The 23121-nt window shown below is 70.8% G+C and carries 21 protein-coding genes; 16 read left to right on the forward strand and 5 right to left on the reverse strand.

Going from position 1 to position 23121, the window contains the following annotated elements; all coding sequences use genetic code 11:
* Positions 1-40 precede the first annotated feature (40 nt).
* Positions 41-913 (forward strand): SDR family NAD(P)-dependent oxidoreductase, encoded by an 873-nt coding sequence (locus tag AB1046_RS03650; protein WP_369372444.1) that lies wholly within the window; start codon positions 41-43, stop codon positions 911-913.
* Between the two features lie 10 nt (positions 914-923).
* Positions 924-1400, forward strand: coding sequence for a MerR family transcriptional regulator (locus AB1046_RS03655; protein WP_369372445.1), 477 nt, complete (start codon positions 924-926; stop codon positions 1398-1400).
* 178 nt (positions 1401-1578) lie between these two features.
* Here AB1046_RS03655 and AB1046_RS03660 read toward each other — a convergent pair whose 3' ends face one another.
* Together AB1046_RS03660 and AB1046_RS03665 are read right to left on the reverse strand one after the other, a co-directional pair.
* Positions 1579-2769, reverse strand: a complete 1191-nt coding sequence (locus tag AB1046_RS03660) for a Gfo/Idh/MocA family protein (RefSeq protein WP_369372446.1) — start codon at positions 2767-2769, stop codon at positions 1579-1581.
* Positions 2766-3608, reverse strand: coding sequence for a sugar phosphate isomerase/epimerase family protein (locus AB1046_RS03665; protein WP_369372447.1), 843 nt, complete (start codon positions 3606-3608; stop codon positions 2766-2768). The genes AB1046_RS03660 and AB1046_RS03665 overlap by 4 nt, the downstream gene beginning before the upstream one ends.
* A gap of 192 nt (positions 3609-3800) precedes the next feature.
* Here AB1046_RS03665 and AB1046_RS03670 point away from each other — a divergent pair, with 192 nt between their 5' ends.
* The 12 genes from AB1046_RS03670 to AB1046_RS03725 all read left to right on the forward strand — a co-directional run bounded on the left by AB1046_RS03670 (position 3801) and on the right by AB1046_RS03725 (position 16611).
* Positions 3801-5189 carry an ABC transporter substrate-binding protein gene (locus tag AB1046_RS03670; protein ID WP_369372448.1) on the forward strand — a complete coding sequence of 463 codons (1389 nt, stop codon included), beginning with the start codon at positions 3801-3803 and terminating at the stop codon, positions 5187-5189.
* 108 nt (positions 5190-5297) lie between these two features.
* Positions 5298-6245, forward strand: coding sequence for a carbohydrate ABC transporter permease (locus AB1046_RS03675; protein ID WP_369372449.1), 948 nt, complete (start codon positions 5298-5300; stop codon positions 6243-6245).
* Entirely contained in the window at positions 6242-7234 is a 993-nt protein-coding gene (locus tag AB1046_RS03680) for a carbohydrate ABC transporter permease (protein WP_369372450.1), read from the forward strand. Before AB1046_RS03675 ends, AB1046_RS03680 begins: the two co-directional genes overlap by 4 nt.
* Positions 7231-8112, forward strand: a complete 882-nt coding sequence (locus AB1046_RS03685; RefSeq protein ID WP_369372451.1) for an NAD-dependent epimerase/dehydratase family protein — start codon at positions 7231-7233, stop codon at positions 8110-8112. Before AB1046_RS03680 ends, AB1046_RS03685 begins: the two co-directional genes overlap by 4 nt.
* Before the next feature lie 42 nt (positions 8113-8154).
* On the forward strand, positions 8155-9411 hold the full coding sequence (locus AB1046_RS03690; RefSeq protein WP_369372452.1) for an enolase C-terminal domain-like protein: 1257 nt from the start codon (positions 8155-8157) through the stop codon (positions 9409-9411).
* The gene (locus tag AB1046_RS03695) at positions 9408-10697 is read left to right on the forward strand and encodes an ROK family transcriptional regulator (protein WP_369372453.1); all 1290 of its coding nucleotides are present in this window, start codon (positions 9408-9410) and stop codon (positions 10695-10697) included. The genes AB1046_RS03690 and AB1046_RS03695 overlap by 4 nt, the downstream gene beginning before the upstream one ends.
* Positions 10694-11569, forward strand: coding sequence for a hypothetical protein (locus AB1046_RS03700; RefSeq protein ID WP_369372454.1), 876 nt, complete (start codon positions 10694-10696; stop codon positions 11567-11569). The genes AB1046_RS03695 and AB1046_RS03700 overlap by 4 nt, the downstream gene beginning before the upstream one ends.
* Positions 11570-11666: 97 nt before the next feature.
* Positions 11667-12533 carry a sugar phosphate isomerase/epimerase family protein gene (locus tag AB1046_RS03705; RefSeq protein ID WP_369372455.1) on the forward strand — a complete coding sequence of 289 codons (867 nt, stop codon included), beginning with the start codon at positions 11667-11669 and terminating at the stop codon, positions 12531-12533.
* Positions 12534-12574: 41 nt separating this feature from the next.
* Entirely contained in the window at positions 12575-13741 is a 1167-nt protein-coding gene (locus AB1046_RS03710) for a Gfo/Idh/MocA family protein (protein WP_369372456.1), read from the forward strand.
* Between the two features lie 2 nt (positions 13742-13743).
* Entirely contained in the window at positions 13744-14760 is a 1017-nt protein-coding gene (locus tag AB1046_RS03715) for a LacI family DNA-binding transcriptional regulator (RefSeq protein ID WP_369372457.1), read from the forward strand.
* A 73-nt stretch (positions 14761-14833) separates the two neighbouring features.
* Positions 14834-15541: a ThuA domain-containing protein gene (locus AB1046_RS03720; RefSeq protein WP_369372458.1), complete on the forward strand. Its 708-nt coding sequence runs from the start codon at positions 14834-14836 to the stop codon at positions 15539-15541.
* Positions 15526-16611: a Gfo/Idh/MocA family protein gene (locus tag AB1046_RS03725; protein ID WP_369372459.1), complete on the forward strand. Its 1086-nt coding sequence runs from the start codon at positions 15526-15528 to the stop codon at positions 16609-16611. The genes AB1046_RS03720 and AB1046_RS03725 overlap by 16 nt, the downstream gene beginning before the upstream one ends.
* A gap of 156 nt (positions 16612-16767) precedes the next feature.
* Here the strand turns inward: AB1046_RS03725 and AB1046_RS03730 are convergent, their stop codons facing one another.
* Genes AB1046_RS03730 through AB1046_RS03740 form a run of 3 tightly spaced genes read right to left on the reverse strand, consistent with a single transcriptional unit; the run spans position 16768 to position 21027 of the window.
* Positions 16768-17496, reverse strand: a complete 729-nt coding sequence (locus tag AB1046_RS03730; protein WP_369372460.1) for a GNAT family N-acetyltransferase — start codon at positions 17494-17496, stop codon at positions 16768-16770.
* 29 nt (positions 17497-17525) lie between these two features.
* Positions 17526-19331, reverse strand: a complete 1806-nt coding sequence (locus tag AB1046_RS03735; RefSeq protein WP_369372461.1) for a glycoside hydrolase family 9 protein — start codon at positions 19329-19331, stop codon at positions 17526-17528.
* A 10-nt stretch (positions 19332-19341) separates the two neighbouring features.
* Entirely contained in the window at positions 19342-21027 is a 1686-nt protein-coding gene (locus AB1046_RS03740; RefSeq protein WP_369372463.1) for a beta-N-acetylhexosaminidase, read from the reverse strand.
* A 291-nt stretch (positions 21028-21318) separates the two neighbouring features.
* On the opposite strand from AB1046_RS03740, the gene AB1046_RS03745 reads away from it, so the two are divergent.
* Both AB1046_RS03745 and AB1046_RS03750 read left to right on the forward strand, forming a co-directional pair.
* Positions 21319-22179, forward strand: a complete 861-nt coding sequence (locus tag AB1046_RS03745) for an ABC transporter permease (protein WP_369372465.1) — start codon at positions 21319-21321, stop codon at positions 22177-22179.
* Positions 22176-23069: a carbohydrate ABC transporter permease gene (locus AB1046_RS03750; RefSeq protein WP_369372467.1), complete on the forward strand. Its 894-nt coding sequence runs from the start codon at positions 22176-22178 to the stop codon at positions 23067-23069. The genes AB1046_RS03745 and AB1046_RS03750 overlap by 4 nt, the downstream gene beginning before the upstream one ends.
* Positions 23070-23121 lie beyond the last annotated feature (52 nt).

The raw sequence follows: 23121 nt of genomic DNA on the forward strand, positions 1-23121 counted from the left end.
GCTTGCCTTCGAGTGCGCTCGAAGACCTAGCGTCGCCGGCATGGCAACCAGTAGCCCAGCACAGACCTGGATCATTACCGGAGCGTCCCGCGGACTCGGCCGCGCGCTGGCGCACGCCGCGCTCGCGGCCGGAGACCACGTGGTGGCCGCCGTCCGCCGTCCCGAGAGCATCGCGACAGTGGCCGCCGCCTACCCCGACGACTGCCTGGTCGTGGCGCACGACGTGCGCGACGTCGACGCGGCCGCTGGCCTCGTCCAGGCGGCCCTCGACCGGTTCGGCCGGCTCGACGTGCTGGTCAACAACGCCGGCCGTGGGCTCGTCGGCGCGGTGGAGGAGACCAGCGATGCGCAGCTGCGCGAGGTGATGGACCTGCACCTGTTCGGCCCGGCAGCCCTCGTCCGCGCTGCGCTGCCCGCCATGCGCGCCCAGGGCAGCGGGACCATCGTGCAGATGAGCAGCCAGGGCGGGCGGATCTCCTACCCGGGTGTGTCCGCCTACTCGGCGTCGAAGTTCGCGCTCGAAGGCTGGTCCGAGGCGCTCGCCGGTGAGGTGGAGCCGTGGGGGATCCGCGTCTTGCTGGTCGAGCCGAGCCGGTTCCGGACCGAGTTCAACGCGACCGGCGTCCTCGAGTTCGCCGAGCCGTCCGAGGCCTACGGCGATCGGCTCGCCGCCGTCCGCGCCGACCTGGCCGGGGCCCACGGGCGCCAGGAGGGCGACCCGGCGCGTGCCGCCAAGATCATCGTGTCCCTCGCGCACGGACCCGAGGTGCCGCTGCGCCTGCCGCTCGGCCGGGAGGCGGTCGAGCGGATCTCGGCCATGCACCGGCGCGGCCTGGCCGACGTCGAGCAGTGGGCCGAGACCGCGCGCAGCGCCGACTTCGAGGGCGTCCCGGCGTCGGCCCGGCCGATCTAGTCTGATGACCATGGCGACGGACGATCTGATGTCCCGGGCGCTCGCCGCGCTCGGGGACGACGACTCGCGGACGATCGAGGTGATCCACGCCCTCGCGGACCAGACCGGCACGCCCGAGCCCATGACGATCGCCGAGGCCGCCGAGCACCTCGACGTCTCGCCCCACACGCTGCGCTACTACGAGCGGGCCGGCCTGGTCACGGTGTCCCGCGACCAGGCCGGCCATCGTTTGTACGACGCCGACGCGGTGCGCCGCCTCGTGTTCCTCACCCGGATGCGCCTGTCCGGCATGCCGATGCGCGACCTGCAGCACTACGTCGCGCTGGTCGACGCCGGGAAGCACACCGAGCCCGAACGCCTCGACATCCTGCTGGAGCACCGCGACACCGTCCGCCGCCGCATCCGAGAGCTGACGCTGTCGCTAGCGGCCACCGAGTACAAGATCGCCACCTACGGCGGAGCGACCGGCCCTGATTCGTCAATGTGATGCGTCATCGTTCATGTGCGCGGGAGCCGGGGCGCCGAGTTCGGTCCCTTGCACCAGCCCATCTGTGACTTCGGTCGGTTGCTCTGAGATCGGTCAATCAAACGACCGATCTCAGAGCAACCGACCGAAGTCACGAAGCAGGGCGTGCAACCGACCGAAGTCATCAAGCAGGGGCCGCCTACGCAGGATCGGTCGGGGCGAGCGTGACGTCGTCGTACTTGCCCGCGATCACGTCCGCCACGCGGACGGACTGCTCCAGGGCGGACGAGAGGTAGACGGCGCGCGCGGTGGCGAGCGCGCGCAGCCCGTCGTCGATCGTCACGGACGGCGCCCGCCGGGTGCGGATCGCCTCGACGACGTCCGCCCACTGCGGCGCGTGCGAGCTGCCGTACTGGCTGGTGTGCGAGCCGGCCGGGTCCAGGACGCCGCGCGGGCTCTCGGCCGAGCCGGCTTGAGGCACCTCCAGGTGCGCCTGGTTCGCGGTCCACGCGCCGCCCTCGGCGTCGCGGGCGTGGAAGAAGGTGAGCTCGTCGCCCTCGATGATCGCCGAGCCCTCGGTGCCGTGTACCTGGAGCCGGGCGCCCAGGTCGGGGTAGACGGTGGTCGAGGCGTGCAGCGTGGCGAGCGCGCCGGAGGCGAACCGGAGGACCGCGACGGCGACGTCCTCCACCTCGATCCGGTCGTGGCCGAGCCGGGCGGTGTGCGCGACGACGTCGACCGGCTCGCCGAGGAACCACAGGAGCAGGTCGAGAGTGTGCACCCCCTGGTTGATCAGCGCGCCGCCGCCGTCCATGGCCCAGGTGCCGCGCCACTCGCCGGAGTCGTAGTAGGCCTGCGTGCGGTACCAGTCCACGCTCGCGACGGCCGACGTCACGCGGCCGAACCGGCCCGCAGCAAGCGCGCGGTGGATCGCGAGCGACGACTGGTCGTGCCGGTGCTGGCTGATGACGGCGACGACCTGTTCGGGGCGCGCCGCCGCGGCGTCGCGCAGGCGCCGGGCCGCTGGTATCGCGACGTCCAGGGGCTTCTCGACGACGACGTGCGCGCCGGCCTCCAGCGCCTGGAGCGCGAGCGCGGCGTGGTCGCCGCTCGGCGTGCACACGGTGACCACGTCGATGCCGCCCGCGTCGAGCGCGGCGCCCAGGTCGGGGTAGGCCACCGGGGCGGCCCGCCCGGCCCCGGTCAGGATCGCGGCGACCTCCGCCGCGCGCTCCTGGTAGGGGTCGACGACGGCGACGACGTCCAGGTGGGGGTTCGCGGCAGCGACGTCGGCGTGCAGGCGGCCGATGACGCCGCAGCCGACGATCGCGACACGCAGCGGGGCCGTGGACGGCGACGGAGTGGGCGGGGGAGTGGAAGGGGTGCTCATCGGAGCTGGACTCCTGCTCGGTCGGTGATGCGGGCGAAGGCGCGGGCGGCGACGCCGAACGCGGCCGGGCCGGAGAACCCGCCCAGCCGTCCGGCCTCGGTGAGGTGCGGTTCGAGCGAGGCGAAACCGCTGTAGCCGGCGGCGGCGAGGGCGGTCACGGTCGCCTCGACCTCGCCGTCGCCGTCACCTGCGGGGCAGGTCCGGCCGGTGGCCAGGTCGGCGTCCTTGACCTGGAGGTACTCGACGTACGGCGCGAGGTCGGCCCAGGCTGCCGTGTGCGGGCGCACCCCGACCTGGACGAAGTTCGCGGCGTCCCAGGCCAGGCGGAGAGAAGGGCTCGCCACGTTCCGCGCCAGGTCGAGCACGCGCTCGGGAGTGTCCCCATAGATCTCCTTCTCGTTCTCGTGCAGCAGCACGAGGTCCTCGCTCCGCGCGACGTCGGCCAGCGCGGCGAGCGCGCTCAGGACATCGTCCCGGATGGCCTCGGCGGGCACGCCCTCGGGGCGGTAGAACGAGAAGATCCGCACGTAGCGGGTGCCGAGCGTGTGCGCGGTCTCGGCAACCCGGCGCAGGCGGTCGACCTCGTCGGCTGCCGCGGAGATGTCGACCTTGCCCAGGGGAGAGGCGACGGCGCTGACGCGGTGGTCGGCGGCGTCGAGGATCGAGCGCAGCTCCTTGGCCTGGCCGGGCGTGAAGTCGGCGACGTTGGTGCCCCAGGCGCTGCGGACCTCGAGGTGGCGGGCACCGAGCGCCTGGAGGACTGCCACCTGCACGCGGGGGTCCGGGTCGATCTCGTCGCCGAATCCGGACAGGTGCCATCGGGGAGCGTCGTCGGTCATGGTGGCTACCGTACGGGCGGCGGGGCGAGCGAGGCAATCGGTTGCCAGCGCGGTGTTTCGCCGGAGAGATGGCCTGCCTTACGAGGCACTCCCGAGGTTCCTTGACTATTTAACACTCATGGTCTTAAAGTCCGACGGAACGCCCCGCCCCCAGCGTGCGCGTCTCGAATCCACACCCTCACAGGAGTTTCAATGAAGAAACTGACACTGCGGCATCTGCTCGCAGCTGGAACGGTCGGAGCACTGACCACGTTGACGGCGTGCTCCGGCCTCACCCCGAGCTCGGACGGCGGGGCAGCCGCCGAGCTGGACCCGGACGCGGAGGTCTCGATCACGGTCGGCGACTACCCGACCGCGGACAAGCCCGAGGAGCGCGCGGCGTTCGACGCGCAGCTCGACGCGTTCCGGGAGGCGAACCCGAACATCACCATCGAGCCCAGCACCGAGGTCTGGGACGCCCAGACGTTCCAGGCCAAGCTCGCCGGCGGCACGCTGCCGACGGTCATGGGCGTCTCGCTGACGTACAGCCACGAGCTGATCGCGGACGGGCAGCTGCCCGACATGACCCCGTACCTCGAAGAGCTCGGCCTGATCGACGACCTCAACCCGCTGGCGCTGGCGAACGTGCAGGACGAGGAGGGCCGGATCTACACGATCCCGACCGGGCTGTTCTCGGTGGGCCTCGCGTACAACCGGGACATCTTCGAGCAGGCGGGCCTCGACCCGGACAGCCCCCCGACGACATGGGAAGAGGTGCGTGAGGCCGCGCGGACCATCTCCGAGGAGGTGCCCGACGTCGCCGGCTACGCCCAGATGACCACGAACAACACGGGCGGCTGGATGCTCACGACGATGACTTACAGCATGGGCGGCCGGATCCAGGACGATGCCGGCACCGAGGCCGTGATGGGTGACGAGACCACCCAGGCCCTCCAGCTGCTGCACGACATGCGCTGGGAGGACGACTCCATGGGCGACCAGTTCCTCTACGACCAGGACGCGGCCCGCCAGGCGTTCGCGGCCGACGACATCGGCATCCTGCTGCAGGCCCCCGACATCTACAAGCCCATCGTGCAGGACTACGAGTTCGACCCGGCGGATCTCGGCGTCACCGAGCTGCCGCAGGCCAACGGCGTCAACGGCACCCTCACGGGCGGCACGCTCAAGCTGTTCGACGTCCAGGCGACGCCCAACCAGCTCCTCGCGGCAGCCAAGTGGATCCAGTTCTACGAGTTCGACAAGTACTACGACGAGGACATCGCGATCGACCGTGCGGAGGCCGACGCCGCCGCCGGGAACCCGGTCGGCATCCCCGGCCTCCCGCCGGTCTCCCCTGAGGTCGACGAGCAGTACATCGGCTGGATCGACCCCCTGATCGACGTGCCGCGCGACCAGTTCCAGGGCTACATCGACTCGGAGCTGGAGCTGATCGGCGAGCCGCCGACGTCGACCCAGGAGACCTACGCCGCCCTCGACCCGGTGGTGCAGAAGATCCTCACCGACGAGAACGCCGACATCGAGCAGGAGATCGCCGATGCCAACGACGTCATCGACGGCATCATCGCGCAGGCCGCGCGGTAGTGCGTGACGCTCGGCCGGGCGCGGCAGGCACGCCGCGCCCGGCCGAGCACTGCCCGCGATGCGGGCAGGCCGGGCGCTAGAACCCTCCCAGAAAGGAGGCACCTGTTCATGTCGACTCTTCAGGCCTCACGCACCTCACGCACCGTGGTCGCGCAGCGCAGCCGCCCGCGGTTCAGCGTGAGCAAGTGGTACCGCAGCGGCGGGCTGCAAGCAGTGCTCTTCGCGATCCCGATCGTGGTGATCTTCCTCTACTTCAGCTGGGGTCCCATCCTGCAGGGACTGGTCATCAGCTTGCAGAAGACCAACCTGGTCGCGCCCGCCGAGTGGGTGGGCCTGGGCAACTTCGAGTACGTGCTGAACGACCCGGGGCTCGTGCAGGCCGCGCTGAACACCGTCTACTTCGCGGCGCTCGCGCTCGTGATCGGGTTCCCGATCCCGATCTTCCTGGCCGTCTTCATCAACGAGCTGCGGCGGTACGACGGGCTGTACAACGCGCTCGCCTACCTCCCCGCCATCGTCCCCCCGGTCGCGGCGATCCTGCTGTGGAAGTTCTTCTACGACCCGTCGAGCTCCGGCATGTTCAACACGGCGCTCGGCTGGATCGGGCTCGGCCCCTATCCGTGGCTCAATGCCGAGGCGATGGCGATGCCCTCGATCGTGCTGTACGCGACATGGGCGGGCGCCGGGTCGACGGCAATCATCTACATCGCCGCACTGAGCACGGTCAAGACCGAGCTCTACGAGGCAGCCGAGATCGACGGCGCCGGCATCTGGCGCCGCGTCTGGCACATCACCATCCCGCAGCTGCGCGGGGTGATCCTGGTCATGATGCTGCTGCAGCTGATCGGGACGTTCCAGATCTTCACCGAGCCGTTCCTGTTCACCGGCGGCGGGCCCAGCAACGCGACCCAGACCATCCTGCTCAAGATCTACAACTACGCGTTCGTCAACGGCGACTTCGGGGCCGCGAGCGCGCTCAGCGTGCTGCTGGCCGGATTCCTCGGCCTGCTCTCCGTGGTCTACTACTTCGCCACCAAGAGATGGAGCCCCTCATGAGTGTCGTCGACGACACGGCTCTGACGACGGCGGGCGGGGTGCCGCCGGCTCCCGGGGCCGCGCCGGCTCTGGCCCGACGAGGGCGCAGACGCCGGGCGGCGCAGGAGCCCAAGGAACGCGGCGTGATCTCGTCGGCTGACCGCAAGCGACGCAGTGTGCAGGTCTGGTTGTGGATCATCCAGTCCCTGATGCTCGTCGGGCTGGTGATCGCCGGGCTCGGGCCGCTCGTCTGGTCCGCGAAGGCATCGGTCTCCAGCAGCCAGGCGATCGTGTCCGACCCGATGAGCATCTGGTTCACGCCCAACCAGTGGGGCAACCTTCCCCTGGCGTGGAACGGCGCCCAGATCGGTCAGTCGCTCGGCAACACCGTGATCCTGGCCGTGGGCTCGACGATCGCCACGCTGTTTGTCAGCGTGACCGGCGCCTACCTGCTGAGCGTGCTGCGGCCCAAGTGGGGGCCGGTGCTGTCCGGCGCCGTCCTGGCCACGCTGTTCCTCCCCGGGGTCATCTCGCTCGTGCCGCTCTACCTCACGATCCTGCGGATGCCGCTGCTGAACATCAGCCTGCAGGACACGTTCTGGGCGGTGTGGCTGCCGTCGGCCGCGAGCGCGTTCAACGTCCTGGTGCTCGTGCGGTTCTTCGACTCGATCCCGCGCGAGCTCCTGGAGGCGGCGAAGATCGACGGCGCCGGGCCGCTGCGGGTCCTGTTCTCGGTAGTGCTCCCGTTGTCCCGGCCGATCATCGGGGTCGTCGCGCTGCTCTCGGTCATCGGGTCGTGGAAGGAGTTCCTGTGGCCGATGCTGGTGCTGTCGGACCCGGCCCTGCAGCCGGTCTCCGTCATGCTGCCGCGCATCGCGCAGGGCAATTCGCCGCTCTCGGTGCAGATGGCCGCCGTGTTCCTCACGATCATCCTGCCGGTGGTGCTGTTCGTGATCTTCCAGAAGCAGTTCCTACGTGGTGTCGGTACGGCCGGAGGGATCAAGGGATGAGCACGCTCGAGGGAAGTCGTGTGCTGGTGACGGGGGCATCAGGCCGCATCGGGCCGGTGACGGTGGAACGGCTCCGGAAGGCCGGGGCGTCGGTGACAACGTTGTCCCACCGGGAGAACCCGCACCTCGTGGCGGACCGGGTGCTCGTGGGGGACACGCAGTCGCAGGCGGACGTCGCCGCCGCGCTGGAGGGGGTGGACCTCGTGGTGCACCTGGCCGCGCTCGCTCACCGCGACATCGCGCCGGCCTACGACGTGTACACGACCAACGTGGTCTCCACGTTCAACGTGCTCGCCCAGGCGGGCGCCCTGGGCATCACGCGCGCCGTGGTGGCGGGCAGCATCAACGCCTATGGGCTGCCGCAGAACCTCCACGACGTGACTCCGGCGTACTTCCCGATCGACACGAACATCCCGGTCGACCTCGCGGACTGGTACTCGCTGTCCAAGCACAACGACGAGAACACGTCGCGCATGGCCTGGCGGCACTGGGGCATCAACGTGGTGACCCTGCGGTTCCCGCACGTGAACACGCCGGACGTCCTGCTCGAGCAGTCGCGCGCGCTGGCCGGCTCGCCGCGCGACGGGATCCGTGAGGCCTGGTCGTACCTCACCACCGAGGATGCCGCCCGGGCGATCGAGCTGTCGCTGACGGCGTCCACGACCGGCGCTCACGCGTTCTTCCTCGCGGCGAACAACACTCTGGCGCCGTACCGGACCGAGGACATGCTCAGGGCGTTCGTGCCCGAGACGCCGAGGCTGCGCCGCTTTGTCGAGCGGGAGGTGCCGATCGACCTGACGCCAGCCCGCGAGCTGATCGGGTTCGAGGCGCACCACGAGGTGGCGATACCTACGCTCGACCTGCCGCTCGACATCTGACGAACCTCCATCATGGAGAGACAAGAAGGAGCACTGACACGCATGTCCATCGACACGTTCGCGAATCCATGGCCGGCCCGGGAGGACATCCGGATCACGTCGGTGCGCGCGATCGCCACGGCGCCGGAGGGCACGGCGCTCGTCGTCGTGCGGATCGACACGAACGTGCCGGGACTGTACGGACTGGGCTGCGCGACGTTCACGCAGCGCTGGAAGGCCGTGCGCACCTTCGTCGACGAGCACCTCGCGCGGCTCCTGGTGGGCCGGTACCCGGGCGACATCGGTGACCTCACCCGGCTTGCGGCGTTCTCCGGGTACTGGCGTGGCGGCCCGGTGACCAACAACGCGATCTCGGGCATCGACCAGGCGCTGTGGGACATCGCGGGCAAGCGCGCGGGCATGCCCGTGCACGAGCTGCTGGGCGGCAAGGTGCGCGCGGCGGCCGACACCTACATCCACGCGGCGGGCCGCACGGCGGACGAGGCGATCGACGAGGCGCACGGCTTCATAGAGGAGGGCTGGCGGCACATCCGGCTGCAGCTCTCCACCCCGGGCGGCGGGGGATACGGCGCACCGGCCGTGCCCACCGAGTACCCGGACGCGCCGTACCACAACGGCTGGAGCGCCCGGGACTACCTGCGCCGGGTCCCCGCTCTGTTCGAGGCCGCCCGGGACAAGCTGCCCGACAACATCGAGCTGCTGCACGACGTGCACTCCCGCCTGACCCCCAAGGAGGCGGTGCTGCTGGCGCGGTCGCTGGAGCCGTACGGGCTGTTCTTCCTGGAGGACGTGCTGCCGCCCGAGCACTGGGACCGGCTGCCCGAGGTGCGGGCCGCCAGCCCGGTCCCGCTCGCCGTCGGCGAGCTGACCACCTCGCTCACCGACGCCGTGCGGCTCGTGCGCGACGGCGGGGTCGACTTCATCCGCAGCCACGTCTCCGACATCGGCGGCCTGACGCCGGCCCGCAAGGTGGCCGACCTGGCCGAGCTCAGCGGGGTCCGGACGGCGTGGCACGGGCCGGGGGACACTTCTCCGATCGGCGCCGCCGCCAACGTGGCGCTCGACGTCACGTCCGCCGCCTTCGGCATCCAGGAGGGCCACGTGTACAACGAGGCCACCCACGAGGTGTTCCCGGGCACCCTCCGGATCCAGGACGGCTGGCTCTTCCCGAACGACGCCCCGGGCTGGGGCATCAGCATCGACGAGGAAGCCGCCGCTCGTTTTCCGGCCGAGCTCTCCGGGCACGACGCCTGGGCCGCCGGCGTCCGCCGTCCCGACGGAGCTCTGGAGGCACCGTGACCGCGCAAGACGATCCCGGCCGCGCGCTGGGCGAGATCCGGCCGTACACCACCCGGAACCCGCGGTCGCTGAGCGACCGCAAGCAACCCGGCGCCAACCAGCACGACCTCGGCTCGTTCAACGAGGTCACCATCATCGAGACGATCCGCCAGGCCGGCACGATCAGCCGCACGGAGATCTCGGAGCAGACCGGGCTCACGCAGCAGTCGGTCTCCCGGATCCTCCGGGTGCTCCTGGAGCGCGGCCTCCTCATCGAGGGCGCCCAGGAGCGCACCGAACGCCTGGGCAAGCCGCGCACGCCCGTACGGCTGCGGGCCGAGGCCGCGCACGCCGCCGGGGTGCTGGTCGACCCCGAGCTGATCTCTGTCGTCCTGACCGACCTGGACGGGCAGGTCCTGGAGCGCCGGAGCGTGCCGCTCACCGACGAGGTCGCGCCGGACGCGCTGGTGGAGATCATCGCGGGGTGCGTCGAGGACGTCGTCGCGGCGTCGGGCATCTCGCCCGGCACCTTCCTCGGCGTCGGCGTGGCCGCGCCGGGGCCGATCACCGTGGACGGCCAGCTCCTGGACCTGCCGCTGTCCCAGGTGTGGCGCAACGTCCCCCTGAAGGCGCTGCTGGCCGAGCGGCTCGAGTGCCCGGTCGTGCTGGAGAAGGACGGCGCCGCGGCCGCCGTCGGCGAACGGTGGATCGGGCGCACGGAGCGCGCGGGCGACTTCGTGTACCTGTACTTCGGGACCGGCATGGGCTCGGGCCTGGTGCTCAACGGTGAGACCTACCGGGGCGCCAGCGCGAACGCGGGCGAGTTCGGTCAGCTCTGCGCGATCCGGCTCGGCCGGGTCGACGACGCGGGGCGGCCGCAGCTCGTGCGGGAGTGCAACCCGCCGGTAGCCCTCCTGGAGATCGCCCACGAGCTCGGGTACTCGGGGAAGGCGAGGACCTACCGCGAGATGTGCGCGGAGGTCGCCGCCGGCGATCCCGCGGCCACGGGGGCCGCCCAGCAGATCGCCGACGTCATAGCGCTCGGCGCCGTCGCGCTCATCGATCTGCTCGACCTGCCGCTGCTGGTCATCGGCGGCCCGGCGTTCGAGCCGGAGCTCCAGGAGATCGTGGTCACGACCATCGACCGGGCCGTCAACACCCTGCCGACGGCCCACCAGGCCAGGCACGTCTCAGTGCAGCGTTCGCTCGTGAAGGTGGAGGCGGGCGCGATCGGCGCGGCGTCGACGATCTTCCACGCGTCGTTTGCTCCCTCCGTCCGCCGGACCCGGCAGTACGCCCTCCAGTGAGCGGACCCGCACCTTCCGACCGCCGGATCCACCTCGCGTCGCCCGACGGCGCCTTCTCTGTGACCGTCGTCGCGACCGGCGCGCGTGTGTCCTCGGTTCTGCACACCGCCACCGGCACGGAGTTCCTCGTGCGCACACCGTGGGCCGACGAGGAGTGGTCCGGTACCTACCTGTCCGACAGCTCGAACAAGGAGTGGCACCGTCGATACGCGGGCGGCTGGCACACGCTGGTGCCGCACGCGGGGGATGCCCGCACGCTCGGCGGCGTGGAGCACCCGTTCCACGGCGAGGCCGCCTGGCGGCGCTGGCGTGTGGTGGAGCACGATGCGACGTCGTGCACCCTGGAGGTCGTGCTGCGCACGACGCCGTTCGTGGTGCGGCGCAGCGTCGTCGCTACCGCGGTCGGCGTCGAGGTGCGGCAGAGCATCACGAACCAGTCGGACCGCGACGTCGCCTTCAGCTGGACCGAGCATCCGGCGTTCTCCGGTGCGCTCATCGGGCCGAGCTCGCAGCTGTCGGTGGGCGGCGACCCGGTCGACATCTACTTCCCCCGGGACGGCAGCTCGCACGGGGCCTTCCGGACCGTCCTGGCCGAGGGGCGGGGCACCGCCGAGCTGCGCAACCACGACACGGGTGCCGCAGTGGTGCTCCGGTGGGACCCCGAGCTGTTCCCCTACCTCTACGTCTGGCAGGAGCATCACCAGACGGCGGGGTTCCCGTGGTGGGGCCTGATGGACACCATCGCGCTGGAGCCGGCGTCGCGCGGCTACGAGTCGGACGGCGGCCCGCTGGGACCGATCGTGCTGGCCGGCGGGGCGAGCGTGGCGGCGTCCTTCGGGTTGGAGCTGACGGCTCCGGGTCTACTAGGGTGAGGATCGGTTGGCAACCGATTGCCGAGCGGCCGGGCAGCGGTGGGCGGCGGCAGGCCAGCAGTAGATCAGCAGCAGGGAAGACGAGACGCAGGGAGGCGTGACGTTGGCGAAGATCGGTGTCCAGACCATGATGTTGCGGACCGAGTTCGCGGAGCGTGGGCTGTTCGAGACGCTCCGGCTGGTGAGCGACATCGGCTACCACGCGGCGGAGATCTCCATGGTCGCGATGACAAAAGAGAACGTCGCGGAGCTCGCCCGGGCCCGTACGGAGCTCGGGCTGGACATCGCGTCGATCTCGGGGGGCCTGACAGGCCCCGGCGGGGACCACGAGTCGCTGACCACCCACTTCGACAAGTTCGTCGCGGACGCGCAGACGCTCGGCGCCGAGATGATCCGCATCGGCATGCTGCCCGCAGAGGCCATGGCCTCGCCCGCGACGGTCGAGAAGTTCGCCGACGACAGCAATGAGATGGCGGCCCGGCTGCAGGAGCACGGCATCCGCCTGTACTACCACAACCATCACATCGACTTCGCGAAGTACGACGGGCGGTACCTGCTCGACGTGCTGGCCGAGCGCGCCCCGCTCGTGGGCTTCGAGATCGACGTGCACTGGGTGCAGCGCGGCGGCCTCGACCCGGTGGCGACCCTGCGCAAGTACGCCGGGCGCGTCGCCATGGTGCACCTCAAGGACTACCGGATCGGGCGGATCTCGCCCGCCGCGTTCGCGGCGCTCGACGCCGGCGACCGGGGGCCGTGGGAGGCCGAGCTGGCGAAGGTGGTGCAGTTCGCCGAGGTGGGCGAGGGCAACCTCGACTTCCCGGCCATCATCGACGAGAGCGTCGCGGTCGGTGCCGAGTACCTCCTCGTCGAGCAGGACGAGCACTACGGGCGCACCCCGCTCGAGTGCCTGCAGACCTCGTACGACAACCTCGTGGGGCTCGGGTACCGCGAGCTGTTCCAGTGATGAAGCCCGGCGACGAGATTCCAGTGATGAAAGAGGCAAACATGGCAGGCACGCTGCGGCTGGGCATCATCGGGCTCGGCACCCAGGGCTCGATCTACGCGCAGCAGATCACCGACGGCCTGGTCGAGGGTCTCGTCGTGGGCGCGATCGCCGACGTCGACCCGGCCAAGGCGGACGTTGCGGCGTCCCGGTACCCGGACGTCCCGTTCTTCGACGACTACGTGAAGCTGTTGGACTCCGGGACGGTCGACGCCGTAGTGACCACCGTGCCGCACTACCTGCACCCGCAGATCGGCATCGAGGCACTGCGTCGCGACCTGCACGTGCTCATCGAGAAGCCCGCGGGCGTCTACACGAAGCAGGTTGCCGAGCTCAACGCGTACGCGGCTACCAAGCCGTCCGTGGCGTTCGGCATCATGCTCAACCAGCGCAACAACCCGCTGTACCAGCGGCTCAAGGAGATCGTCGCGAACGGCGAGATCGGCGCGATCCGGCGCTCCAACTGGATCATCACCACCTGGTGGCGCACTCAGCCCTACTACGACCAGAGCGCGTGGCGGGCGACGTGGGGCGGCGAGGGCGGTGGTGTGCTGGTGAACCAGGCGCCCCACCAGCTCGACCTGTGGCAGTGGATCTGCGGGGTGCCGAAGACGGTCTACGCCAAGGTGGCCTACGGGTTCCGCCGCGACATCGCCGTCGAGGACGAGGTCACCGCGCTCGCCGACTACGGCGACGGCGTGACCGGCGTGTTCGTCACCGCCACGCACGACATGATCGGCACCGACCGGTTCGAGATCCTCGGCGACGCCGGCAAGATCGTCGTCGAGAACAGCACCACCGCCACCGTCACCCGGTTCAAGCTCCCCGAGCGCGTGCTCGCCAGCGCCGAGCACGCGGCGGACCTCGCGAACCTGACCTCCGGCGGCGTCGACAGCCACGACAACTACACGCAGGAGGTCATCAACACCGACTCCGCGTGGGGCAACCAGCACGTCGGCGTGCTGCAGAACTTCACGGACCACATCCTGCACGGCGCCCCGCTGTTCTCGTCCGGCGCGGAGGGGATGACCGGCGTCCGGCTGGCGAACGCCATCCACCTGTCGAGCTGGCTGGGCAAGGAGGTCCCGCTGGACTTCGACGAGGACGAGTTCCTCGCCCTGCTCAACGAGCGCATCCGCGACGAAGCGCTGTACCCCGAGCGGAGCTGATCGTGCGCGAGAAGGCTCCGACGATCTACGACATCGCCGTGCTGGCCGGCGTCAACCCGTCTACGGTCTCGCGCGCCCTGAGCAAGCCCGGGCGGATCAGCGCGAAGACCGAGAAGGCCATCCAGGACGCGGCGAAGCAGCTCAACTACCGGGTCAACCCGATGGCGCGGGCGCTGCCGACCGGGCGCAGCCGCACGCTGGGCCTGATCATCGCCGACATCACCAACCCGATGTACTTCGACGTGCTGCGCGGCGCCGAGCGGGCCGCCGCCCTGAGCGGCTACACGCTGGTCATCGCGGAGTCGCAGGAGTCCGGGGAGCGCGAGGCAGCGACCGTCGAACGGATAGCGCCGTCCGTGGACGGCCTGATCCTCGGCACGACGCGCCTCACCGACGCGCAGATCGCCGCGCTCGCCGAGACCAAGCCGCTCGTGGTGATCAATCGGCGCGTCGAGGGCGCCGCGGACGTCGAGGCGATAGTCCCGCAGCTCGGGCCAGGGATCCGGCAGGCGTTGACGCACCTGGCCGACCTCGGGCACACGTCGCTGGTCTACCTGAGCGGGCCCGACCGGTCCTGGATGAGCGCGGCGCGGGGTGAGGCGCTCGCGGCCCAGGCGCGTGAGCTGGGGGTCGCCGCCACGCAGATCGGACCGGGGGTCCCCACGCTCCAGGGCGGCCGGGACGCGCTGGACGCCGTCGTGGCCTCCGGGGCGAGCGCCGTGTTCGCCTACAACGACCTGATGGCCATCGGGCTGCTGCACGCCGCGCAGGAGCGGGGCCTGCGGATCCCCGGGCGGCTCAGCATCGTCGGGTTCGACGACATCTTCGGCTCCGACTTCACGTCGCCGCCGCTGACCACGGTCCGCACGCCGCTGGGGCTCATGGGGGAGCTCGCCGCCCGGAAGATCCTCGACCGTCTCGGCGAGGACCCGCCGGACGCCGGGCCGACCGAGGCCGCCGGGTCGCCGCTCGCGACCGAGCTGGTCGTGCGCGGCTCGACCGGCCCGGTGGGGGACTGACCCTGTTGACGACTAACCAGGTTTGCGCGACTCGCTGCGTGGAGAGCACAACATGACGAGTGGAGAGCACAACATGACAACTTCGATGACGAAGCACGCGCTGGTCGTGCGCGGGGGATGGACCGGGCACCAGCCGGTCGAGACCACCGACTCGTTCCTCCCCTTCCTGAAGGAGCACGGGTACGACGTGCGGGTCGAGGACGAGACGACCGTCTACACGGAGACCGAGTACATGGCGGACGTCGCCGTCGTCGTGCAGACCAACACGATGAACACGATCGCCGGTGACGAGCTGAGCGGGCTCGTCGCGGCGGTGGCGAACGGTACGGGGCTGGCGGGGTGGCACGGCGGCATCGCCGACTCCTACCGGAACAGCTCGGAGTACCTGCAGCTGATCGGCGGGCAGTTCGCCACGCATCCGGCGAAGGCGCCCCGCGACGAGCTCCCGGACGACGGCACCGACTGCTTCGTGCGGCACACCATCGACATCGTGCCCGAGCGGGCCGACCACCCGATCGTCGCCGGCATCTCCGACTTCGAGCTCACCACCGAGCAGTACTGGGTGCTGTCGGACGCCTACAACGACGTGCTCGCGACGACGACGATCGCCGCGCGCGACTTCGACCCCTGGCACCGGCCGATCACCTGCCCGGCGATCTGGACCCGCCAGTGGGGCGACGGCCGCATCTTCGTCTCGACGCCGGGGCACGATCTCGGCGTGCTCAACGACAAGAACGTCCGCACCATCATCGAGAGGGGCATCCTGTGGGCCAGCCGCTGAGAGTCGGGATCGTCGGGGTCGGGGCGATCTCCGGCGCGTACCTGTCCACGTTCGAGCGGCTGGAGGCCGTGCGGCTTGTCGCCGTCGCCGACCTCGACGCGGCCCGCGCTTCTGCCGTTGCCGAAGCGCAGGGCGTGCGTGCGCTCACCGTGGACGAGCTGACGACCGACCCTGAGGTCGACCTCGTCCTGAACCTCACCATCCCGGCGGCGCACGCCGAGGTCGCGCTGAAGGCGATCGCCGGTGGTAAGGCCGTGTACGGCGAGAAGCCGCTCGCGGCCACGCTTCAGGACGCCGACGCGATCATCGAGGCGGGGCGTGCGGCCGGCGTGCGGGTGGGCTGCGCCCCGGACACCGTGCTCGGCACGGGCGTGCAGACGGCGCGCAAGGCCATCGACGACGGGGCCATTGGCACGCCGGTCGCGGCGACGGCGACCATGATGACGCCGGGCCACGAGCGCTGGCACCCGAACCCCGACTTCTACTACCAGCCCGGCGGCGGCCCGCTGCTGGACATGGGTCCGTACTACGTGACCGCGCTGGTCACCCTGCTCGGTCCGGTGGAGTCGGTGGTCGGCGCGGCCAGCCACACCCGGGCCACCCGGGTGATCGGGTCCGGGCCGCGGGCGGGGGAGACGGTCCCGGTCGACGTCGACACGCACGTGACCGGGGTGCTGCGGCACGAGTCCGGCGCGCTGTCGACGCTCGTGATGAGCTTCGACTCCGTCGCCACTCGTTCATCACGGATCGAGGTGCACGGCCAGACCGGGTCGCTGGTGGTACCCGATCCCAACGGGTTCGACGGCGACGTGGAGCTGCACGAGCTCGGCGGCGAGTGGCGCACGCTGGAGCCGAGCGCGGGATACCGCGACGCGGCCCGCGGGTACGGCATCGCCGACCTCGCGACCACCCCGGTCGGGGAGGCCGCGCGCGCGAACGGCGACCTCGCATACCACGTGCTCGACATCATGACGTCGCTGCTCGCGGCCGCCGACAGCGGCTCGACGGTCAAGGTCGAGAGCCGGTGCGAGCGCCCGTCGGCGGTCCCGCTGTCGGCCGCGCCGCGCTAGTCAGCGCCCCGGAGATACCACCCAACTGACTCGCCGAACGTGGCTCGCCGAGTCAGTGAGGTGGTCGGACTGCACCACTGACTCGCCGAACGTGGCTCGCCGAGTCAGTGAGGTGGTCGGACTGCACCACTGACTCGCCGAACGTGGCTTGCCGAGTCAGTGGTGCAGTGTGGGTGGGCGGAGGTCCAGCGCCATGGTGGAGCCCCAACCGGCCACGCGCTCCTCGTGGAAGCCGATGCGCAGGTAGAACGCTCGGGCGCCCGGGTTGCCGGAGCCGACGCCGAGGTGGACCCCCGGCACCCCGCGCTCACGCAGGGCAGCGAGCAGCGTCTCCATCAGCCGGCGGCCCGTGCCGGCGCCCTGGGCCCGCGGCAGCAGGTCGATGTGCAGGTGCGCGGGATACCGCTCGTAGAGCTCGTCCTCGGTCACCCCCGCGTCGTGCAGGTGCGCGACCCGCTGCCAGTCCTGCGTCCCGTCACCCGGGTCGACCGCCTGGGACCGCGGGTGCTGGGCCCGCAGCACGGGCCACCACGAGCTTTCGAGCCAGCGCTCGAAGGCCATGGTGTCGGCAGTGGCGACCACGTACCCGGCGACGCCGAGGCTGTCGGCCAGGACAAACGTGAGCCTCGGGTCCGCCACCGGGTACGGGCCGGCGTACACGTGCCCGAGCAGGTACGGGTCCCGGTACAGCGCAGTCGCGTCCCGGCCGGAGTCACCGGTCCGCAGGCAGACCTCGTACATCCCCGGCAGGTCGAACGGCTCGAATCCCCGGATGACCGGACCGCTCGCCGCGCCGCTCGCCGGACCGCTCGCCGCGCCGCTCGCCGGGTCGCTCGCCGCGCCGCTCGCCGGACCGCTCGCCGGACCGCTTGGCGTTCCGCTCACCTGGCCCCCCGCACCACTCATCGCGCCGCTCATCGTGCCGCCGACACGGCGAGCAGGAACCAGCCCGTGTGCGGGATCCACTGCTCCGCCCACCGCCAGGAGTCCCCGGCCGCCGCCGGACCCTCGGGAAGGAAGGCGATGTCGTCCTCGTCGTCGAACCCGCTGGTGATGCCGTTGAGGATGCCGCCGGGCACGTTCTGGAACGCCGTCGAGTACTCGGCATTGTGGAAGCCGCGGCCCTGCAGCATCGACGTGTCGAACGGGTTGAGCCCGGTCACCCAGTGCACCAGGTCGTCGGCGAGCTTGCGCAGGCGCTCGCGGTCCGGTTCGGGGCAGATGTCGAGGTCCGCGCACCGGCTCGCCGCGTAGGCGACCGAGGAGATGTTCGCGTTCTCCCCCTGCCACCAGTAGCCGGTCTCGTTCTTATGCGGGTAGAAGAACGCGTTCCGGGGCTCGTCGCCCGTGGGCTGGACGTATTGCCGCAGGTAGCCGAACGGGTTGGGGACGGCGTCGACGCGCGCCGCGGTGGCCAGGGCGAGGTCGAGCGCGGTGCGCCGCGCCGCCGTCGTCTCCTCGTTGACGCCGGCTGGTTCGCCGAGCACCTCGGCGAACCGCAGCAGAGCCACCACGGGCAGGCCGGTCTCCGCGGCGTGGAAGAACGGCCGGCCTTCGACGTCGCCCAGCAGGTAGCCCACGCCGCCGTCGTCCTCGCGATAGCGCGCCCGGAGCGACGCCGCGCGGCGGCGCGCGGCCTGCTCGACCAAGCCGCCACCGCTGTCGCCACCCGACGCGCGCAGCGCCGCGACGAGCTCCGTGGCCGCGAGCAGCGCGCAGTAGTCGTCGATGACGGACTCCTGGCCGTCGAACAGGTACTCGGTGTTGTGCGCCTCCAGGTGCTCGAACCCGCGGAGCGCGGCGGCGAGGTACTGCGGGCGCGTGTAGTCGTCGCCGTCGTCGTCCAGAGTCGAGGCCCGGGCCAGCGCCGCGATCGCCAGCCCGCCCCCGTGCCGGTAGGCCGCCTGCCAGCGCTGGGTGCGCACGCTGTTCTGCAGCGGGGCGTTGATGACCCGCTCGTCGAGGTTCTTCGTGAGCGCGTCGAAGATCCCCGTGTAGAAGAAGCCCTCGGGGTCCTGGAAACGCACCAGGAAGTCGGCGCCGAACAGCCCCTCGTCTCGCAGGCGGTAACCCTGGGCCCGCCAGAGTTCGGGGTGGCGGCGCTCCAGCTCGTCACGGGCGGCCAGCAGGGCCCAGGCGCACAGCGGGATCTGCTGCGGGCTCATCATCCGCGTGTAGGTGAGGTGGCTGAGGAACTTGCTGAAGTCGCCGGAGGCGTCCAGCCAGCCGCCGCGGGCGTCGACCTCACGGCCGGAGGTGTCGTCGTAGAACCGCGCGTGGCGGTCCTTGCGGTCGATCTCGCCGGACGAGCGCACGGACCGGAAGTAGGCGACGACGTCCGAGACGGTCGAGTACTGCAGGCGGTGGTCGCCGATGGCGAAGGTCCGCGAGGAGGCGGTGCCCGACGACGTCTCGACGTCCACGCGGTAGCTGCCTTCGGGCAGGCCGGCCGGGAGGTCGATACGGCGGTAGGTGCCGGTGGTCCAGCCGCCTATGCGGGTGTCGGTGCCGACGTCGAGCTGTACCGCACCGATCCCGTCATCGATCCCGTCAACGATCCCGTCCGGCCCACCCGGCCCACCCGGGCCGCCGACCAGCCGGGCCGAGAAGACCTCGACGGGTGCCGTGGTCGCCACCACCACCTTCTTGGAGCCACCCGTCGTGTAGCCGAGATGGTTGGCCAGGACCTCGGTCCGGTGGGCTCCCGCTGCGTTCGTCATGGTCTGCTTCCTACGGCTCGTCGGAGATCGACTCGACCCACGCGCGGGTCTGATTGATGGTGCCCGACGCCGTGCGCCGCCACACGCCCTCGCCGCCGGTCTGCCAGGAATGGGGGCCGGCCAGCGGGCGGTAGGCCACACCGAGCGCGTCGAGGCGGGGCAGGTGGGCGGCGATCCGGGTCGTCAGGGCGTCGAGGTCGCCCACCGGGCCGCTCCACAGCACCTGGGCGAGCGCGCACGCGCGGGGGAACGCGAGGTAGTCGATGCGCCGCTCGTCCGGCACCCACTCGGACCAGATCTGGAACTGCCCGCCCAGCACATGGTCGCGCTGGGTGTCGTCCCAGTCGTCGGGAACGGGAGCGAACGCGGCGACGTCGGCGATCGTCACCGGACCGCCCTCGGAGCGCGGCTCGGCGGGGTCGTCGGACTGGTCGAAGTTGAAGTACGTGGGGAACAGCGGTGCCCGCACGACGTCGTGCGTGCGGGCCGCACGCGCCGACGCCTTCTCGCCCCGCCAGGCCATGACGACGGTGTCCGGCAGCACGCCGCCCGTGAGCAGCCCCTCGTCCCAGACGACGGCACGCACACCGCGGCCGGCGAGGTGGGCGGCGAGGGTACGTAGGAGGTGGCCGTGCATCTGCTTCGGCTCCGTGTACCCGTGCTCCGCCATCTCGGCCGCGACCTGCGGGTCGCCGGCCCACCACGACATGTCGCACTCGTCGCCGCCCAGGTGCACGTACCGTACGCCGGTGGCCTCCACGAGCTCGTCCAGCACCTCGACGAGGAACGCCGCGACGTCCCGGGTCGGGCGGATCGACGAGCCGCCGGCCCAGACCGTGTCCTGCACGGTGTGCTCGACGCCCGGCTGCCCGAGCTCGGGATACGCGGCCCGGAGCGCCGAGGTGTGCCCGGGCACATCGATCTCGGGGACCACGTCGATGCCGCGCTCGCGGGCGTAGCGCACGATCTCGGCGAGGTCGGCCAGGGAGTAGACGCCGCCGTGGGGCGTGTGGTCCGGCTCGCCCGTGGGTCCGAGCCGGGTGGACGGCCGCCACCCGCCGACCTCGGCGAGCCGGGGGAAGCGCTCGCTGTTGATGCGCCAGCCCTGGTCGTCCGTCAGGTGCAGGTGCAGGCGGTTGAACTTGTGCAGGGCCAGCAGGTCGACGTAGCGCAGCACGGTGCGCGGCGGGGCGTAGTGCCGCACGACGTCGAGCATCGCACCGCGCCACCCGTACCGCGGGGAGTCCTCGACGCGGCCGACCGGGAGGTGGACCGGCCCGGCGGGCAGACCGTCGGCGCGCAGCGCCGAGGGCGGCAGCAGCTGGGTCAGCGTGGTGAGGGCATGGACCGCGTGCTCGACGACGGTGGCGGTGATCGTCACGGCGTCGGGGGAGACGTCGAGCACGTAGCCGCAGGAGGCGCCACCCGCCGTCCGGAGCACCAGCGGCACCGGTGTGCCCGACCGCGCCGCACCCGCCGCCAGCCCGAGCCGCGCGACGACGCGGGTTGCTCGGTGCTCAAGCTCGCGGGCGTCGGGGCCTTCGGCGCGAACCTCGAGGCCCGCGCCGACGTCGAGGCTGCCGGATCCGGGCAGGACCCTCGACGGGGTCGGCAGGAGGGTGGCGTATCGGGCCGCGGCGTCGTCGGCGTCCGCCGAACCAGGCGACGAACCAGCCGACGAGTCATAAGACAACATGAGACCAACCATGGCGTAATCCCGGGTTCTTGTCACGTAACTGGACTCAGTGGTATGTTCCGCCGAACCAGTGGTCTTGTCTGGTTTGTATCGGACAGGGGACCGCCTAGAGAGAGGGGCAGCGTGGCACTCGACCAGGCACCAACGGCACCCAGGCGGGCGGCTACGTCCCGCCGCGACGCCCGTAATGCTGCCCGCGATTCGGCTCGCCCATCGAACCGGAGCGGCCGGCCCCCTCGCCGCCACGTCAGCTTCGTCGCCCGGCTGCGGCGCGACTATCCGATGCTCGTCATGGTGGCGCCAGCGGTCATCCTGCTGCTGCTGTTCACCTACATCCCGCTGCTCGGCAACGTCATCGCCTTCATGGACTACGTGCCGTTCCTCGGGTTCTCGGGCTCGTCCTGGGTGGGCCTGGACAACTTCACGATGCTGTTCTCCGACCCGGCGTTCTGGAGCGCGTTCTCCAACACCCTGCAGATCACGGCGCTCCAGCTGATCCTGTTCTTCCCCGTGCCGATCCTGCTCGCCGTGTTCCTCAACGGGGTACTGCGCTCCTCGGTGCAGCGGTTCGTGCAGTCGGTCATCTACCTGCCGCACTTCCTGTCCTGGGTCATCATCGTGGCCCTGTTCCAGCAGATGTTCGGCGGGGCGGGGGTGCTCAACCGGTTCCTGATCACTCACGGCATCTCGCCGCTGGAGATCATGTCCAACCCCGAGACCTTCAAGCTGCTCCTGACCGTCCAGGGCATCTGGAAGGACGCCGGCTGGGGCACCATCATCTTTCTCGCGGCCATCGCGGCGATCGACGGCCACCTCTACGAGGCCGCGACCATCGACGGTGCGGGCCCGTGGCGGCGGTTCTGGCACGTCACGCTCCCGGGCATGCGGCCGATCATCGTGCTCATGCTCATCCTGCGCCTCGGCGACTCCCTGTCCGTGGGCTTCGAGCAGATCCTCCTGCAGCGCGACGCCGTCGGGCCGGGCGCGGCCGAGGTCCTCGACACCTTCGTCTACTTCAACGGAGTGGTCGACGGGAGCTGGGGCACGGCCACCGCGGCGGGCCTGCTCAAGGGGATCGTCTCCCTGGTCCTCGTGCTGGCCGCCAACAAGCTCGCCCACAAGCTCGGCGAGGAAGGGATCTACCAGCGATGAGCGCCATCGAACGCCCGGCCTGGATGGGCACACCCCGGATCGGCACCACAGTCCTGCGCGGCATCGGGCTCGTGATCCTGTGCGCGCTGGTCATCTTCCCGTTCCTCGTCGTCGTCTCCACGAGCCTGGCCACCCAGGCCGACATCGACGCCAACGGCGGCTACGTGATCTGGCCCGAGAGCTTCTCGATCGAGGCGTACCGCCAGATCTTCGACGGCACGCAGGTGACCCGCTCGATCATCATCAGCGTCGGCATCACGGTTGTGGGCACCGCGTTCAGCCTGTTCTGCACCGTGCTGGCGGCCTACGGGCTCAGCCGCCGGGGCACCCTGTTCCAGCGCGGGCTGCTGACCTTTGTGCTGCTGACCCTGCTGTTCGGGCCCGGCATGATCCCGGTCTACCTCATGGTCAAGAACCTCGGGATGCTCAACACGTACTGGGCGCTGATCATCCCCACCGCGGTGAGCGCGTTCAACGTGGTCATCATCCGCGGCTTCATCCAGGGCATCCCCAGCGAGCTGTTCGACGCCGCACGCATCGACGGCGCCAGCGAGTGGCGCGTCCTGTGGTTGGTGGTGATCCCGCTGTCGAAGGCGGCCATCGCGGTGGTCGGGCTGTTCCTCGCCGTCGGCTACTGGAACAACTACTTCGGACCCCTGCTCTACCTCAACGACTCCAACATGTGGCCCCTGCAGCTGCTCATGCGCTCGTTCGTGCTCCAGAACAACATCACGAGCACCTCCTCGCCCCTGCCCGGCGCGGCGATGCCGCCCCAGCAGGCGGTCCAGATGGCGCTCGTCGTCATCGCGACCGTCCCGATCCTCTGCGCGTACCCCTTCCTCACCAAGCACATGTCCAAGGGAATGCTCACCGGCGCCGTCAAGGGCTGAGCAGCCACCAGCCGTGCCTCCCGACCCCTGCACTCAGACCAAGGAGTACCAG

It is taken from the genome of Promicromonospora sp. Populi (assembly GCF_041081105.1).
Taxonomy (GTDB): Bacteria; Actinomycetota; Actinomycetes; order Actinomycetales; family Cellulomonadaceae; genus Promicromonospora.